The sequence below is a fragment of the Nitrosococcus halophilus Nc 4 genome (assembly GCF_000024725.1).
Lineage (GTDB): Bacteria > Pseudomonadota > Gammaproteobacteria > Nitrosococcales > Nitrosococcaceae > Nitrosococcus > Nitrosococcus halophilus.
In genome coordinates, this window is the sequence record NC_013960.1 from 148572 (window position 1) to 164373 (window position 15802).

Annotated in this window: 14 protein-coding genes; 4 read left to right on the forward strand and 10 right to left on the reverse strand. The window is 49.2% G+C overall.

The window, feature by feature from the left end; all coding sequences use genetic code 11:
* Positions 1–19: 19 nt before the first annotated feature.
* Both NHAL_RS00695 and NHAL_RS00700 read right to left on the reverse strand, forming a co-directional pair.
* Positions 20–307 carry a hypothetical protein gene (locus NHAL_RS00695; protein ID WP_013031250.1) on the reverse strand — a complete coding sequence of 96 codons (288 nt, stop codon included), beginning with the start codon at positions 305–307 and terminating at the stop codon, positions 20–22.
* Between the two features lie 179 nt (positions 308–486).
* Positions 487–954 carry a hypothetical protein gene (locus tag NHAL_RS00700; RefSeq protein ID WP_013031251.1) on the reverse strand — a complete coding sequence of 156 codons (468 nt, stop codon included), beginning with the start codon at positions 952–954 and terminating at the stop codon, positions 487–489.
* A 594-nt stretch (positions 955–1548) separates the two neighbouring features.
* On the opposite strand from NHAL_RS00700, the gene NHAL_RS20865 reads away from it, so the two are divergent.
* Positions 1549–2025, forward strand: a complete 477-nt coding sequence (locus NHAL_RS20865) for a hypothetical protein (RefSeq protein ID WP_013031252.1) — start codon at positions 1549–1551, stop codon at positions 2023–2025.
* Between the two features lie 951 nt (positions 2026–2976).
* Here the strand turns inward: NHAL_RS20865 and NHAL_RS20870 are convergent.
* Positions 2977–4593 (reverse strand): hypothetical protein, encoded by a 1617-nt coding sequence (locus tag NHAL_RS20870; protein WP_157862450.1) that lies wholly within the window; start codon positions 4591–4593, stop codon positions 2977–2979.
* A 284-nt stretch (positions 4594–4877) separates the two neighbouring features.
* Between NHAL_RS20870 and NHAL_RS00710 the strand changes: the two genes are divergently transcribed.
* Positions 4878–6164, forward strand: coding sequence for a flavohemoglobin expression-modulating QEGLA motif protein (locus tag NHAL_RS00710; RefSeq protein WP_013031254.1), 1287 nt, complete (start codon positions 4878–4880; stop codon positions 6162–6164).
* Positions 6165–6227: 63 nt separating this feature from the next.
* Here NHAL_RS00710 and NHAL_RS00715 read toward each other — a convergent pair whose 3' ends face one another.
* The gene (locus NHAL_RS00715) at positions 6228–7106 is read right to left on the reverse strand and encodes an SDR family oxidoreductase (protein ID WP_013031255.1); all 879 of its coding nucleotides are present in this window, start codon (positions 7104–7106) and stop codon (positions 6228–6230) included.
* A 184-nt stretch (positions 7107–7290) separates the two neighbouring features.
* Between NHAL_RS00715 and NHAL_RS00720 the strand changes: the two genes are divergently transcribed.
* On the forward strand, positions 7291–7566 hold the full coding sequence (locus NHAL_RS00720) for a hypothetical protein (protein ID WP_157862451.1): 276 nt from the start codon (positions 7291–7293) through the stop codon (positions 7564–7566).
* On the opposite strand, the gene NHAL_RS00725 is transcribed toward NHAL_RS00720, so the two are convergent.
* On the reverse strand, positions 7563–8732 hold the full coding sequence (locus NHAL_RS00725; RefSeq protein WP_013031256.1) for a DesA family fatty acid desaturase: 1170 nt from the start codon (positions 8730–8732) through the stop codon (positions 7563–7565). The two genes, NHAL_RS00720 and NHAL_RS00725, sit on opposite strands and share 4 nt — an antisense overlap.
* Before the next feature lie 713 nt (positions 8733–9445).
* Complete coding sequence (locus NHAL_RS00730; protein ID WP_013031257.1) at positions 9446–9730, reverse strand: hypothetical protein; 285 nt, start codon at positions 9728–9730, stop codon at positions 9446–9448.
* Positions 9731–10067: 337 nt separating this feature from the next.
* Here NHAL_RS00730 and NHAL_RS00735 point away from each other — a divergent pair, with 337 nt between their 5' ends.
* Entirely contained in the window at positions 10068–11672 is a 1605-nt protein-coding gene (locus NHAL_RS00735) for a bifunctional GNAT family N-acetyltransferase/carbon-nitrogen hydrolase family protein (RefSeq protein ID WP_013031258.1), read from the forward strand.
* A 12-nt stretch (positions 11673–11684) separates the two neighbouring features.
* Here the strand turns inward: NHAL_RS00735 and NHAL_RS00740 are convergent, their stop codons facing one another.
* The 4 genes from NHAL_RS00740 to NHAL_RS00755 all read right to left on the reverse strand — a co-directional run bounded on the left by NHAL_RS00740 (position 11685) and on the right by NHAL_RS00755 (position 15800).
* Complete coding sequence (locus NHAL_RS00740; protein ID WP_013031259.1) at positions 11685–11954, reverse strand: hypothetical protein; 270 nt, start codon at positions 11952–11954, stop codon at positions 11685–11687.
* 140 nt (positions 11955–12094) lie between these two features.
* On the reverse strand, positions 12095–12379 hold the full coding sequence (locus NHAL_RS00745; RefSeq protein ID WP_013031260.1) for a hypothetical protein: 285 nt from the start codon (positions 12377–12379) through the stop codon (positions 12095–12097).
* A gap of 545 nt (positions 12380–12924) precedes the next feature.
* A complete protein-coding gene (locus NHAL_RS00750; RefSeq protein WP_013031261.1) occupies positions 12925–14583 on the reverse strand; it encodes an ABC transporter ATP-binding protein in 1659 nt (552 codons plus the stop codon).
* 23 nt (positions 14584–14606) lie between these two features.
* Positions 14607–15800 (reverse strand): ABC transporter permease, encoded by a 1194-nt coding sequence (locus NHAL_RS00755; RefSeq protein WP_013031262.1) that lies wholly within the window; start codon positions 15798–15800, stop codon positions 14607–14609.
* Positions 15801–15802: the final 2 nt, after the last annotated feature.

Sequence of the window (15802 nt, forward strand, 5' to 3'; positions counted from 1 at the left end):
GCATCTTGGTTTTCAGGAATTAGAATGCGCTTGCGGCAGACTGTGCTTGTGAACTCGATACAGTCAAAACGAGCTGCCCTCCTTGTGTTGGAATAACTTGAAGAGCTTGAACATTGCTCTGAGTCAGAGTTTGGGTGGCTGAGAATATGAAACCGTTTGCAAGAGCCTGGGCTGCGGCATTAGCTGTACCCGCAGCGGTGACGTTATCCATTTCGGTTTCGCTTAGCATTACGGGTTCATCTGCTACAGCAACGCTTGTTATGGCAAGAAATGCTCCCGTAGCAAAAATACTTGATAATTTTTTCATTGAATCTTCCTCCTTAACGAGATCACTGTTTTTAAGTTTTACAAAAAACCTCTCCCCTCATAATTCATTAAATTCGTGAGGTTCGAGATATTTTCAGCCTACAGAAAATCTGCCAGCTGAAAAATTTTATAACCTTACTTATAAATGTAAATGACAATAAAAAATTATAAATTTCTTAACTAATACCCAGGTAAATTCGTTGGAAGCGGGCTGGTAAAAGAACCAACCTTCACGACCGAAGCCGCATTGATTTCAACCCCAAGCACTTTCGAGTGAATGTTGATTTCGTGTACTTGGATATTCGTCCCAGGGACATCAGCGGTTGGGGTAACATCCGTATCGGTGGATGATCCTTCTCCTATTGCAACAGCACTTGCACTTCCGCCAGCAATACCTATATAGCTCCTGAGGGCAGGATTATCTGCGCCTGACTGTGTAGCTGTCGCCGAACCAAATGTAGAGGTAAGAGCAAAGAAATCTGAATTGGCATCTGCATTAACAATCACATCAGCACTAGTTCCTGCCGTGACATAGTCCATTTGAGCCGTAGATAAAATCAAAGGGCCTTTGTTAGAAGATTCTGCCACAGCAGTCGATGCTGTTATACAAATAGAAAAACTTAAAGCATAGAGAACATTTTTCATCATGGTGGCCTCTTCATTAATATTTGAACTAAGGCACACAGTTAATGTTAGATATCGCCATAAAAATAGCAAGTAAAATTTAGTAAAAAATTAAGGTAAAAAAATGTTTCATAAATTTAACAAAATTATGAGATAAGAAGATATTATTATAGTTAACCTTTTTATTTTAATGATATTTTTTTGAATTTGTTACCTGTAATAAACATGAAACACTTAAATTAAAATTTACTAATTTAAATAGAGTTCTTGAAAATATAGGGCTCGTGAAATGAGGGCCTATAACAAGTGCTTATGTGAAGTGACCATTGTTGTTATAGTTGCCAGGGGTTGTAAAGATAATAAAAAAATAATTTTTATTTTTTTATATAACCCAAGGAATATAGTGATATTGTCTTTGGGTCAGTAAAAATTGAACAAAAAATTTATACTCAATACGGGAATAAAAATAGGCTCTTTTGTATGAAGTTAAGCCTTCCGACTTGTTTGTTTATAGATTTAATTAAGAGCAAGCAAGGTTTGGTTGGCATATTTGTTGCCCCTTGTTAATTTCTAGTAGCCGTATATCTTAATATTTTTGCTAGAAAGAGGTTTTATAGTATGGGTATAAAAAAATGGTTTCTTATAATATGTGCAACAAGTGCGGGTGCTCTTTTATCGAATAAATTGTTAGCTCAACAACTTACATTCCCTGGAGGGAATAAGTCTCCAAGCTCGGAGACTGCAACGGTAATTCTTATGTGCAATATAAACTATATTGGTAGATTTGGTAGGTTTGGTTCCCCAAACCACTCTTTATGTAATTCTTCTGGCAGTGATTCAAGCTCTTGTTCGAGTGATTCCTCAGAGAGTTCATCTGGAGAATCTGAAGAAGAAGATTCTATGACTCTTGAGATGAGTTCTAATATCCCTATCGGTATTCGTGATGGACTTTTGTCAAGGTTTGGAAACTCGGCGGCTTGTGCTGATTTTAAATCAGGAATGTCAACTATGTTGGATAGTTTAGATCCAACTTGCAATATATCTTCATCTCCAAATAATTTAATATATTCCTGCGATTTTGATTTTAAACTTTGATGGCTCTTTGGTAATGGATTAATTCGTGGTTATATTTGAAGTAGGAATTTAATATCAGAAAAAACGGGAAAATTTTACGCTTTGCAGGAGCACAAGGAAGTGCGATGTCGCCCTCGTGAAAGTGCGAAGTAAAATAGCGTATCGAAGGCGAGGGCAGTATTAAGCGTTGTTTGGGTTGGCGTTTTTCCGTATAAATGGCAGTGGGGAGTTTTTATAAGGTTAGTTGTGAATGCTTGCTGCTATGTATGGAATTGGGCGCTGGAACGGCGTACCTGAGCTTACAAGGAGGCAGGCGAGTTTCTTTATGCCGTTGCGTTGCTGCGGTAACCGACCTTGCTGTTATTGAAGAACTCCCAATCTATCCCCAAGGCCGCTAGTGCGACGGCTCTCACCTATTATCCTGAAAAGCTAGGACCAGGCCGCTACCCGAAGTTTAAGTACCCCAGCAAAAGTTTTAAGGGGTTATTTTTTTTGACATTCATCCCTGCCGACGCCTCTTCGTGCGCACAGCGCACGCTACTGGTCGGCTCGTAGGGGCGGTTGAGCCATGCGAAACCGACCGCATTCTTCTCAAAATTTTTGCCGAGATACTTAAAAACGGGCGATAACGGGGTCCTGCACCTTCCAGATTGACAAGCGGCGCGGGGATAAGATGTTTATTCCGGGGGAGTGCTTGCGCCTGCCCAAGCTTGGCCGGGTGCGTGTGGTGTAATCCTACCGGAACATTCCCGTCATGCCTAACAGCGCGACTGGAGCAAGAATGCTTGCGGCTAGTGGTTTATCTCACTCCCGTGTGATTGCGCAGACGTGATTAACCCACCTGCGACGGATAGAATCCTTGGGCTAGATTTAGGGCTGTCGGCGCTGGTGGCGATGAGTGACGAAAGGAAGGAGATGCCGAAACGATGTTTAAAACAGAACTTGCGCCGGTTGGCCCATGCCCAGAGAGGTTTATCGAGGTATGAGCGCTGCGATCGATGCCACGACCGGGATATTGCCGCCGCTCGGGTGATTATATGGGCTGTTTGGGGATGTTTTTATGAATACCCGTGAACAATATTTTATCTCCATAAGTATTAAATACATAAACCCTAAAATAAATAGTACTAAGGTAGTAGGCTCGGGAACTGTTGATGGTTTTGGTCCGCTGAATGATAGTATAGCATTTACTGGCGTATTAAAATTTTGATCCCAAATGTCAGAACCTATTTTTGTTTGCTCAAAACCTAGAAATAATTCTGGTAAAAGAATAGATTCAAAACTAATTTCCTTAAAATAATCTTGAAGCCAAGAAGAAACATCTAGATTAGCTTCTAATACATTTAAAATCGGTGCAAACATATTAAAGCCTTGAGATTGAAATATACTACCTTCAAAAACTAATGTTGGTAAACTGGCCCTATAAAGAACGTTGCCTCTTCTATCTAAGAGTCTTATTTCTGTGCCTGAAAAATATTCACGCCCTTCTATGCTCGCGAAATGAGTCAAGGGATCTATTTCAATATAACCTCCATTTAATGGATCATTTTTATACTTATCTTTTATGTTTATAGGTAACCTATCAAAATATAATGTATTGTTTGTTTTATCCCAGTGCATTTGGAATTTCTGGGATTCACCAACGATCTCATGACCTATTGACTGACCCACTTGAAATGTAGCTCTAGGAGGCGCTTCATAGGACAGTTCAATATGCGTATTTTTTAGATGTAGTATTAGGCTTTGTTGTGGATTAATAAACTCATCTAACAATGGAACTGAGACACTAAGATTACCTGGATTTTCTTTTAGTATTAATTGATCATCAATTCTATTAATATTTGTATCGAACCAATTTTTTATTGCTTGGGAAGAAGAATCTCCAAGGTACATTGTTGATTCTTTTCCATTCTCTAAAAGAGAAACAAATCCAATAGTGGTCGTTTTTGTTTTTCCCCCAGATTGCTGCACAATTTCAATGGTGTCTCGCATATAAGAGAGAGAAGAGGCAGCCTCTGATTTCATTTTTAGTTTATCAATGTCCCAAGTTAGATTAAGTAAAGGATTAAAAGAGTTAGGAGGCGGGAAAGTGTCATCAGTAAAAGTATTTTGTATTAAAAAATTTGAGATCAACCCTTGGCTAATGGTAGCGGCTCTTGAAAATAGTGGATCTAATGAAGAACTTTTTGCGGCTGTGTAATGTTGGCTTTGAAAGGTTGCTATTGCCGCTGGATCATTAAGAACACCACCATTTGAAATATTTGCATCTAGGTTTAAAAATACACTACTAGACGAAGAAGAAGAATGTGAGTTGATGGTTCTATCTGAATTCCCAAGGTTTATTTCAGATTCAAAAAAATCGGGGTCAGTGCTAACGGCAGTTGCATAAGAAGCCGTACCTGCAGTCACGAGTGTGGATGGATTGGGTGGAAAATAAATACCATCATTACTCATAAGCTGAGCAGTTATTGTTGTTTCACTTTCAGTTCCTGCACTAGGAATCAATACTGCATTACTGATTCTAGGTGTACCTAGAATCAGTAATGCGATATTTAATATAAATATATTTTTATAAATCAAATTTTTCATATTCCTGTAGAAAAGGATAAGGAAAATTGTAAATAGGATGGCTGTTAATGTTATACTATTTGTTAAAATATTCATATTACTGTTTGATGTTTTTATAAATTTAATAACTATCTTTAAGGCTGTTAATTATTAGTATAAATTGAGAATCGACTGATTAGTTATAATATTATTGCAAATTACTAAGATTATTTTGCAATAATAGGGGTCAGGTCTTGTCTATTGTTATTTATAGAGACGCAGTAATGTATGGCCATGTCTTTTCATAATCTAGAGAGGGGTGGTTAGTGAGTCAAAAAAAATACAGCGCGATAATTCGCCAGCTCTCCGATCGGATTGTCACGGCCCAGGCCCCCATCCGGATTCTGGATTCGATCAAATGGGACGATAGTATTCAGCAGGCTTTCTTTGCCCATGGTGGCCGTTGCCAGCCTGAGGTGGATGCTGCTTATTACGACCGTAATCCTCTCAAATACGATATCAATGCCCTAAGTAAAACCTTTCGGGAAATCGAAGCGGATGTGGTCGCAAAGCTTGGGCAGTCTGAGGCGGCGGGCAACATTATGTGCCGTATGTGCCGGGAATACCGGCGGGTGCTGGATATGCTGGCAGCCCGGGGGACCCCTGCGTTTGCCGAGATTGCCCGGGAGTTGTATGGGAGTTCGATTGATGTTTTTCACAGGGGCGGCCCGACGGTGGCGGATTTGGGGACGCTGCTGGACAGATCCCTGCGCAATATTGATGAGCGGGTATTTCTGGAAAAAAGTCCCAAGGACATTCCTACCCCCGCGGCGGTAACGCTGTTACAGCAGTGGCTGGATCAAGTGTTTACGGATCCTGCGGCGCGGGTACGGGTGATGGAAAGCGACGGGATTGTGGCCGATGCGGCCGCGGGATCGGATTACATCAAACTGCGTGCTAATACCTGCTTCAGTGAGCGAGATCTACGGGCCTTGGAAGCCCATGAAGGCTGGGTGCATGTAGGCACTACCTTGAATGGGAGTCTGCAACCCACCTGTACCTTTCTGAGCAAGGGCACGCCCTCGGATACTATCACCCAGGAAGGGCTGGCGGTATTTATCGAAGTGGTGTCCTTCAACTCCCATCCTGCCCGCCTGCGGCGTATCGCAGACCGTATTCGCGCGATTCACCTGGCTGAACAGGGGGCGACCTTTCTGGACATCTTTACCCTGCTCTGTGATGAAGGCCGGTCGGCGGAGGAGGCATACGCCGCCACCATGCGAATTTTTCGGGGCAGTACGCCGGAAGGGGGTCCCTTTACCAAAGATTTGGCCTACAGCAAGGGCTTTGTGCTGGTGTATAACTTTTTCCGGTTGGCAGTGCGGCGCGGGCGGCTGGATCGGATTCCGTTGCTATTTTGCGGTAAGCTCGCCATCGAAGATATGGGCACCCTCGCCCAGTTGGCTGAGGCGGGGGTGGTCAAGTCTCCGAAATACCTGCCGCCGCCCTTGGTGGATCTGAATGCGCTGACGGCATGGATGGCCTATTCGAATTTTTTAAACCAAATTGATCTGATTCAAATCGACGCGGATTTTGCGCCATTACTGGATTAATTAGGGAGGTGGTGCCGATCTCTACCTAGCCTTCTTTTTTCTACTACCCCTTGGAAAAGCCAGTTAAACCGAAGCCTTTAAGGTGGCGGGTAGTCCTTCCTCCAAGGTCGGATAGTGGAGCCCTATGCCTAGCACCGTTTTCATCCGCCGGTTGTCTAGTCGACGGGATTCATTTAAGTATTCCAATAACTTCGGGGAGAAAGTTCGTTGGGCTTCGGCCAGGCTGACACAGGGCGGGCGGGGTAGGCCCGCGGCATCGGCCAGGCGGTAGAGGTAATCGGTCATGCTGCTAGGCTGATCATCGCTGACATTGTAGATCCTGGCCGGTGCGTTGTCTTGGCCGGCGCGCAGGGCAATGGCGGCCAGATCATCGGCATGAATGCGGTTGTTCCAGGGAGCCTGGTCTGGGCAGACTACTGGATTGCCTTGGCGCAGGCGCTCAAGGGGCAGGCGGCCGGGGCCGTAGATGCCAGGCACGCGCAGGATGACAAGGGGGAGGGTATGACGGCGGGCAAAGGCCGTTAGTTGCCGCTCAGCATCGACCCGGCGGCGGGAACGATCGTTGCCAGGATGCACCGGGAAAGCTTCATTGACCCAGGCCCCTCTACAGTCCCCATAGACGCCGGAGGTGGAGATATAGACGATGCGCCGGGGTGGAACCTCTTCCAGGGCTTCCAGCAGATGAGCGGTTCGGGTATCGGAAGTTCCAGAAAGGGGGGGCGGGGCGAAGTGGAATAGGAGGGGCCTGTTCCGGGGTATATCATGCAAGGTTTCGGGATGGTCCAGATCGCCAGGAATGGCGTGGTAACCCGCCAGGTCACAGGGGGTTCGGACCAGCGTTGCCACCTCGCCTCCCTCAGCCTGCCACAAGGCAGCGACTCGGCGCCCGATGTCGCCGAAGCCAACTATGAAGGCGGAAATTCGGGAGGGGGAGAAGGTCATCTAGGTAGTGGATCCTGCCGCATTGGGAAATACTTTATTCTTTGCCCTGGGTGGGAATGTTAGTCTTTGTATTCTAGCATTTAATCTTATAACGTTTCTTTATCCCATTCGATGAGTTGCAATATGCGAATCCTATGAATATCGTGCGGTCTATCCAGATGGCAAATCTGAATTGCTCTTGCGGGTGCCAAAGTACAACTTCAATTGGCAACTCAGCTATGTGCTCGAAGAGCCTTTGACCCTCCCCAAAGGGACTCGCATCGAATGTACAGCGTACTTCGATAACTCTTCGAGCAACCCATATAATCCCGACCCTACCCAGGAGGTTCGCTGGGGCGATCAGAACTGGGAGGAAATGATGGCCGGTTTCATTAACGTGGCTATCGATGCTGATCAGAACCCAGGATCAGTATTTGCTTCAGAAAAGCCAGTGAATAAGGGGACGTCCAGCAGTCGCTAAGCCTGCTGGAGGGAATATCCCCGCAAAGACAGGGCGAAATCCTGCAAGGCCTTGATGCCGGACTCCTCGGCCCGCTTACACCAATCCTGCAGGGCTTGTAATAACGCCTCCTGGCTAGACCAAGCTTGAGACCAGATTTCCTGCAACTGCTGGCGGAAACGGTACACCGTCTCCAAGCGATGGCTTTCTTCCAAAAGGGCTTTCAACTCCTGCCGGGCTTTGGCATCCACTAAAGCCTCATGGCGTACCAGCCAATTCCGGGCCCGCCGATACAGCTCGTTGCCTGAGAAGTGGGCGGCTTCCTCTTTCAGCACCGGCAGCATCACCTTCCGGCCATAGGAGGTCATCAGATGGAAGCGGTGCGCCACCACCGCCCGGGCCGTGTCCAAATCCACCCACTGCTTCTCGGGCCTGATAAGCAACTTGGGGGCGACCTTTTTCACCCGGGCCAATTTCAACGCCTGAAATAGCCGAATGTACATCCATCCAATATCAAACTCATACCACTTGGAGGAGAGCTTGGCCGAACTGCCGTAAGCATGATGGTTGTTATGCAGCTCCTCACCCCCGATGAGAATGCCCCAGGGGAAAAGATTGGTGGAGGCATCGGCCACTTCATAATTACGATAGCCCCAGTAATGGCCCAGCCCGTTAATCACTCCCGCCGCAAAGAAGGGAATCCAATGCATCTGAATAGCCCATATCAACAACCCAGGGACCCCAAATAGCCCCACATTAATCAATAACATGAGTACAATGCCCGCGCTACTATGCTTAGTATATAAGTTGCGTTCCATCCAATCATCGGGGGTTCCATGGCCGTATTTTTCCGTTACCTCCGGGTTTCTCGCCGCCACCCGGTAAAGGGAAGCGCCCTGCCATAATACTTTATGAATGCCCACCAGTTGTGGGCTATGGGGATCTTCCTCGGTTTCACACTTGGCGTGGTGTTTACGGTGCACCGCGGCCCACTCCTTGGTGACCATGCCGGTGGTCAGCCAGAGCCAAAAACGGAAGAAGTGGCTGAGTACCGGATGAAGATCCAATGCCCGGTGAGCTTGATGGCGATGAAGGTAAACGGTAACACCTGTTATCGTAATGTGAGTGAGCAGCAGGCTGACGGCGAGGTAACCCCAAAAAGATAACTCGAAAAGACCCAAAAACATGGAATTTAATTCTCCGGTTTGATGTGATATTCGCAATTGGACCCTTTTCCGGTAGGAAAAGTCAAAAAAATAAATTCATTATTCTCCATCATAGGGCAGATAGAGCGAGCCTTAAGTGGTATTTAATTTGGTAACTGTTTGAAAGGCTATGAGTTTGTTAAAAATGGCCCAAGCTATCGAAAAGAATAGACGAGCTTTTTATGGGTGTGAAGTAGGAGTTTGCCGGTGTCATATTAGCAGAAACTTCGCCTACTTTAAGTACTACAGCGAAAGTGTTGAGGGGTTGGAGTTAAAGTATTGTTTTGCCGGATACGCGACGCTTAATCCGGCCTACGGGCGGTTTATGAGCGCCTCCTCGTAGGCCGGACCGATTCGCCGGGAGCGAATCGGGACCTCCGCAGGAGACCCGAAGGGGGCGCGCTAGGGAGGGCGCGCATCAATAAGGTCTTGAGGCCGTTTCCGGCAAGGTCATTGCCCGAAACGGATAGGCTTAGCCTCTTCTTCATTCGCTCAATTCTCTCCATTTAAAACACGACCCTCCCCAAGGTTGATAGTGTTTCCCGAATAAATGAGATATGAATATCGACCTAGCAGAGGATCTTAATTCTCAATCTAATCGTATCTCTCCTATAAAGGAAACTGGCTGGGTGGGAGCCCCTTATCCTCGCCTTCTCCCCTAGGAGAGAAGGTGAGGAAAGGTGTGTTGTCGGGAATTAGCCGATAAACCGACCTACATTGACGTTGTTTTGAGCGTACTGGTTTTGAGTATTCGTATTATGGAGGTCTGAGAAGCCAAAGTTGGCCACGTTGTTGCCTACCGTATTTTCAATGCCTTGGAATTGGGAAATGGCCTGAGTGGGGTTAACCTCTAAGAAACGATCTCCGATGGGTCCCCAGGAAAGGGAGCGGTGGGCGCGTACTCCGCCGCGGACGGAGGTCATGGCAGCGCGGTCCAGGGTTTTGCTCTCGGCCAGGTCAGCGATAATAAGTTTGCTCATGGTATTTTCTCCTTTAAAACGATAGTTAGGTAGTTCATTAAGCTTTAAATTTAGAACCGAAAGTTTTTTCGGTGCTTGCTCGATATATTGCAGCTCCCGTGCCAAATGAGTGGATGAATCAGTATGAAATTTGTAACAATATGATTTCTAGTAGTTATTTTTTTGAGTTAGGAGTGGCGATCAAGCTTTTCCTAAAAGCAGACAATTTTTATGAATGTTTTTGGGGAACAAAACAGGAAATATGTTGGTTTCTAAAAAACTAAATTTCCAATAGCTTCCTATTCGTTGGATTGCTACCTGGTTGACTTTAATCACTTGACTATTGGCTACTAACCCTATGAGTGCTGAAATTCCCTCTGATCTCCATCTTAAGCTGCGCAACCTGGGAGCGGATGATCTGGATCAGCTTGAGGAGCTGATGGAAAAGGTCTATTCCGACATTGGCGGTGCCTGGCCCCGGAAAACCCTCCTGGCTTTGTTTAGGGAATTTCCGGAGGGCCAAATTTGCATCGAGGGTAATGGCCGAGTTATTGCCGTTGCCTTGACTGTGCGCTGTAGCTATGAGCGTTTCAGTCGGGCCCATACCTACCAGGACTTAATTGGACGGCGGGAACGCATCCGCCATGATCCGAAAGGTGATGCCCTTTACGGCATGGATGTGTTTGTGGATCCGGACTATCGGGGGCTGCGACTTGGCCGTCGACTCTACGATGCCCGCAAAGAGTTATGCCGAAACTTGAATCTGCGTGCGATTTTGGCGGGTGGGCGTATCATCAACTACCATCGCTACGCGGGAAAACTGACTGCTACGGAATATATTGAGGCGGTACGTCGGAAGGAGGTTCACGATCCCATCTTAAGCTTTCAACTTGCCAATGATTTCGAAGTCAAGCGGTTGATGAAAAACTACTTGCCCGAGGATGAGAAATCCCGCGGTTTTGCTACGTTGCTGGAATGGAACAATATTCTTTATGAGCCCGAGGGACTGGCGGCGGAGGAGATTCGCAAATCGGTGGTGCGGATCGGGATCGTGCAATGGCAGATGCGGCTGACCGATTCGTTCCAAACTTGGCTGGATCAGGTGGAGTTTTTCGTGGATTCCATGGCGGACTACCAAGCCGATTTTGTGCTTTTTCCGGAATTTTTCAATGCCCCTCTCATGGGCATGGGGGATCAGGAGGATCAATTTAGTGCCATTCGGTTTCTGGCCCAGTATGCTACGCCTAGCCTGGAAGCCCTATCCCATTTCGCCGTCACCTACAATATCAATCTGATTGCCGGCAGTCTTCCGGTTCTGGAGGGGGACATCCTTTATAACAATGCTTACTTATGTCGCCGCGATGGCACGGTGGATAAGCAGCCCAAGATCCACATCACCCCCCATGAACGCCGTGACTGGGTGATTCAAGGGGGAAATACCTTGCAGGTATTCAATACCGACGCGGGACGTATCGGGATTTTGATCTGCTATGATGTGGAATTCCCGGAGTTGTCGCGGCTGCTTGCAGAAGAAGGCATGGAAATTCTTTTTGTGCCCTTTTGGACCGATACCAAGAATGGCTTTTTACGGGTACAGCGATGCGCCCAGGCGCGCGCCATTGAAAATGAATGTTATGTGGCTATCGGCGGCAGTGTTGGCAATCTGCCTCAAGTGGAGAACGTCGATATTCAATATGCCCAGTCGGCGATCTATTCTCCCTCGGATTTCGCTTTTCCACATGATGCCATCATTGCGGAAAGCACCCCCAACACCGAGATGGCGTTGATCGCCGATTTGGATCTCGACAAATTAATGCAGCTGCGATATGAGGGTTCAGTCACCAATCGCAGGGATCGCCGCCCCGATCTCTACCAATTGCGTTGGGTGGCGGAAAAAACCAGCGACAAGGGCCTGAGTAAACCGGTATCTCAGAAAAAAACAAAGCCCCCCGAAGGGGGCTAAGCAATGGAGCAGTTAGCTAAAGAGGCTCGTATCTAATTGAGCATTTTGGTTCAGCTTAGGGCTGATGTTGGGGGCAAACAAGCCAAAGTTGGCTACGTTATTGGCCGCCTTGATATCCAGGGACTGGAACTGATTGATCTGCTGGTTCAGATCGATATCAATGGCCACGTTGGCAAAGCTCAGGCCGGGAGGGGCAAGGGCTTTACCGCCCCGGAGGGTGGTCATCTGCCGGGAGTCCAGGGTTTTGCTTTCGGGTAAATCCGCAATGGTAATCGACGCCATGTTTCTTTCCTCTTAAAAATGGGGGCTGAATATTTCCCCCGGTGGATGCTGGTGAAGTGGTGGAGCCTTCCCTGAGGTTTTCCCCCTCATCCTTCCTTCTCCCGCCAGGGGAGAAGGAAGGGAAGGGGCGTTAAGGGAAATTAGAGGATAAACCCACCTACATTCACATTGTTCTGGGCGCTTTGGTTTTGGGTGTTGGTGTTGCGGAGATCCGAGAACCCAAAGTTGGCCACGTTGTTGCCCACTGCATTTTCAATGCCCTGGAACTGTTCAATGGACTGGACCGGATTAACGGAAAGGAACTGGTCGCCGATGGGTCCCCAAGAGAGGGAACGGTAGGCGCGCATTCCCCCGCGAACGGAAGCCATGGCGCTATGGTCCAGGGTTTTGCTTTCGGCCAAGTCAGCGATAACAAGTTTGCTCATGATGTTTTCTCCTCGTTAAGTTGGTGGTGAAATTAAGCTTTAAATTTGGAACCGAAATTTTTTCGGTGCTCGCCTAACAGATTGCAGTTGCCGTGCCAAGCGAGGGCTTGAGGAGAAATAATTTTTTAAGTTTATGATTGTAAAATATTTATTTTTTTGTTTTTCGAAAATTGTTGCGCTGTTTTATGGAAAAGCGTTGCCTTTAAAGTTTGCCATAGGGCAACAAAAAATAAGGATGTTGGTTTAATACTGGAGTATGAGGGGGAAGGTTGTTAAGGGGAGAACCTAAAAAGTTGACAAAAAGATTTTTAATGTTAATAATTATCATTACTAATAATTGATGGCTTTAACCTCTAGCACTTTTAAGTCAGCAAGCCACAGCAGATTGTGGCGTTCTTCTCCACTTGGCACATGGCCTGGCGATCCGCCGGGCCATTTTTTTTTATTCCCTCCTCGTGCTTAAAAAGGCACTTCTACAATAGCCTGAGAGGAGTCCTTCCTGTTGTGATGATGAGCCCAAGCAGTTATCCAGAACTGACGTTCACTTATAAAGGGACTCGGGGCACCGCCGCCAGCAGTTTTTGAGTATAAGGGTGGGTGGGGGATCGGCAGACTTGGTCTGTGGGACCCTGTTCAACGATGCGACCATTATGCATGACGGCGATCTCATTGCTGAGATATTCCACCACGCCAATATTATGGGTGATGAACAGCAAGGTGAGATGGTGTTCCCGTTGCAGATCCAGCAGTAGCTGGAGAATTTCGGCCTGCACGGAGACGTCCAGGGCGCTAGTGATTTCGTCGCAGACCAGGAAGCGGGGTTCCAGCACCAGGGCTCGGGCAATCCCGATGCGTTGGCGTTGGCCGCCGGAAAATTCGTGGGGGTAACGCCACAGATAATCGGCCTCGAGCTGAACCCGCTCAAGCACCGCCTTGGCCCGCTCAAGGCGCTCCTCCCGGGAATGACCGATGCCGTGAACCGCCATGGGTTCGGTCAGGGTTGCGGCAATGGAAAGGCGCGGGTTGAGCGACGACATGGGATCCTGGAAGATGATTTGTAGCTCTCGCCGATAGCGGCGTAATTCCCTATGCTTCAATGCGGTCAGATCGGTGCCCTCATAATGGATTTGGCCGCCGGTAGGCTCTACTAAGCGGAGTATGGCTCGGCCTAGGGTAGTTTTGCCGCACCCCGACTCTCCCACCAGCGCCAGGATCTGTCCTGCGGGGATAGCCATATCGACCCCGTCCACGGCGCGCACATAGCCGGCCACCCGTCGCATCACCCCCTTGCGAATGGGAAAGTGCACCTGGAGGCTGCGTAGCTCCAGCAGCGGTGGCTGCTGGGTGCCGGTTTTGGGGGGTGGGCTTCCTTTCGCCCCGGTTCGTTGGCGCTTGAGATTTTCGGGCAGGGCGGCGAGGAGCTGGCGGGTGTAGGCGTGCTGAGGACGGTGCAGGACCTCATCCAGGGTGCCGGATTCGACGATTTGCCCCAGCCGCATCACCGCCAATCGGCGGGCCATCTGGGAGACCACCCCGAAGTCGTGGGTGATGAACAGGATGCTCATGCCCCGCCGCGCCTGCAGCTCGCGCATCAAGCGCAGGATTTCGGCCTGAACGGTGACGTCCAGGGCGGTGGTCGGTTCATCGGCGATGAGTAGGTCCGGTTCGCAGGCCATGGCCATGGCAATCATGATCCGCTGGCGCTGGCCGCCGGAGAGCCGGTGGGGATACTCGTCAATCCGTTGTTCGGGCTCTGGGATTTTCACCTGGGCCAGGGCTGCCACGGTGCGCTCTCGGGCCTCGGTCTCGTCCATGCCAGGGAAATGGAGCTGCAGGGCCTCCATGATCTGCTCGCCCACCGTGAATACGGGGTTGAGGGAAGTCATGGGCTCCTGGAAAATCATGGCGATGCGGGCACCGCGGATCTCCTGTCGGCGGGTTTCTGGCAGGCGCAACAGGTCCACTTGCTCATGGCGGTGATCCTGGCGCCAGTCAAACAAAATGCGTCCTTGGGGATGACTGCTGATGTCTCGGGGTAGCAACTGGATCACCGAGAGGGCGGTGATCGATTTGCCGCTGCCCGACTCGCCTACCAAACAGAAGGTTTCTCCCCCCTCGATGGTAAAGCTTATTCCATCCACTGCTTTGACGGTCTCGCCGCCGGCCTGGAGGTAAGTTTTCAGATTTTCGATCTGGAGTAACACGGTGCTCAGTCAGCTCTGAAATTCTATTTCAATGATTTTTTCAGGTAGGGATCGATGGCATCACGGAGGGCCTCACCCACCAGGTTGTAGGCAAACACGGTAAGAAAAATGGCTCCACCGGGGAAGGCCGCCATCCACCAATTGAAGGTGGAGGATCTCACCGCTTGGTTGAGCATCTGGCCCCAGGAGGGATCATCCACCAGGCCTAGACCCAGAAAGCTCAGCACCGCTTCCGCAAGAATGGCGGAGGCCACGCCGAAGCTGGCGGCCACCAAAATGGGCCCGATGCCGTTAGGCAGCATGTGCCGAAAGAGGATGGAATATAAGGGCAGCCCACAAGCCAGGGCGGCCTGAACGAAGTCCTGCTGCCGAAGACGCAAGAACTCGGCTCGCACGTAGCGGGCATAGCCTGACCAACTGGTGATGCCAATAATCACCATGAGCAGGTATAGGCTACGCTCGAAGAAAGCCACGAAGGTGAGTAACAGGAACAGGGTGGGCACTGCCTCGAAGATTTCCACCAGGCGCATGCCGATGATATCCACCGCCCCGGAAAAATAGCCCATCAAACCGCCAATGAGGATCCCTAGCCCCAAAGCGATACTGGTGGCGATAAAGCCGATGCCGAGGGCGATCCGCGAGGCATGGACCATCCGCGCCAAGACATCGGCGCCGTTTTCCTCGGTGCCGAACCAGTGATCCTCTTGGGGGGAGGCCAGGGGCGGTTGCAGTCCGGTCTCGCCCCGATCCCGCTGATAGTCCTTGGGGGAATAGGGAATGGGAGCGTACACCACCCAATCGTATTGTCCGGCCGCTTCCTGTTGCCGGTATTGCTCATAGATAGTCAGGGCCGGCGGTTGTACTAAAGCGGCACTCAGGGTCCCGGCCAGGAACAACATGCCCCCTAGTCCCCCCAGCCAGGTTCGGAGCGAAGCCCGTGCCAGGGCCAGGATCAGGCCGGTGAAGAATAGGGCTAATAAAGTCACATCGGCGGGAGTAAGATAACGCACCAGAGGGCTGTCGAGCTGACCGTCTTGGCTAAGCAACAACGGGTGGCTGTTGGCCAAGAAAGGAGCGAACACGGCCAGAAAGCCCAACAACCCAATCCAAGCCAACCCCAGTCGCGCGCCCCATTGGGTCAGCACCTCTCCTGCGACTTGGGCGGCATAGCTGCGGCCCCGTCGTGGTGGTGATAATGAGTTGGCGGCGCGGGTCATGG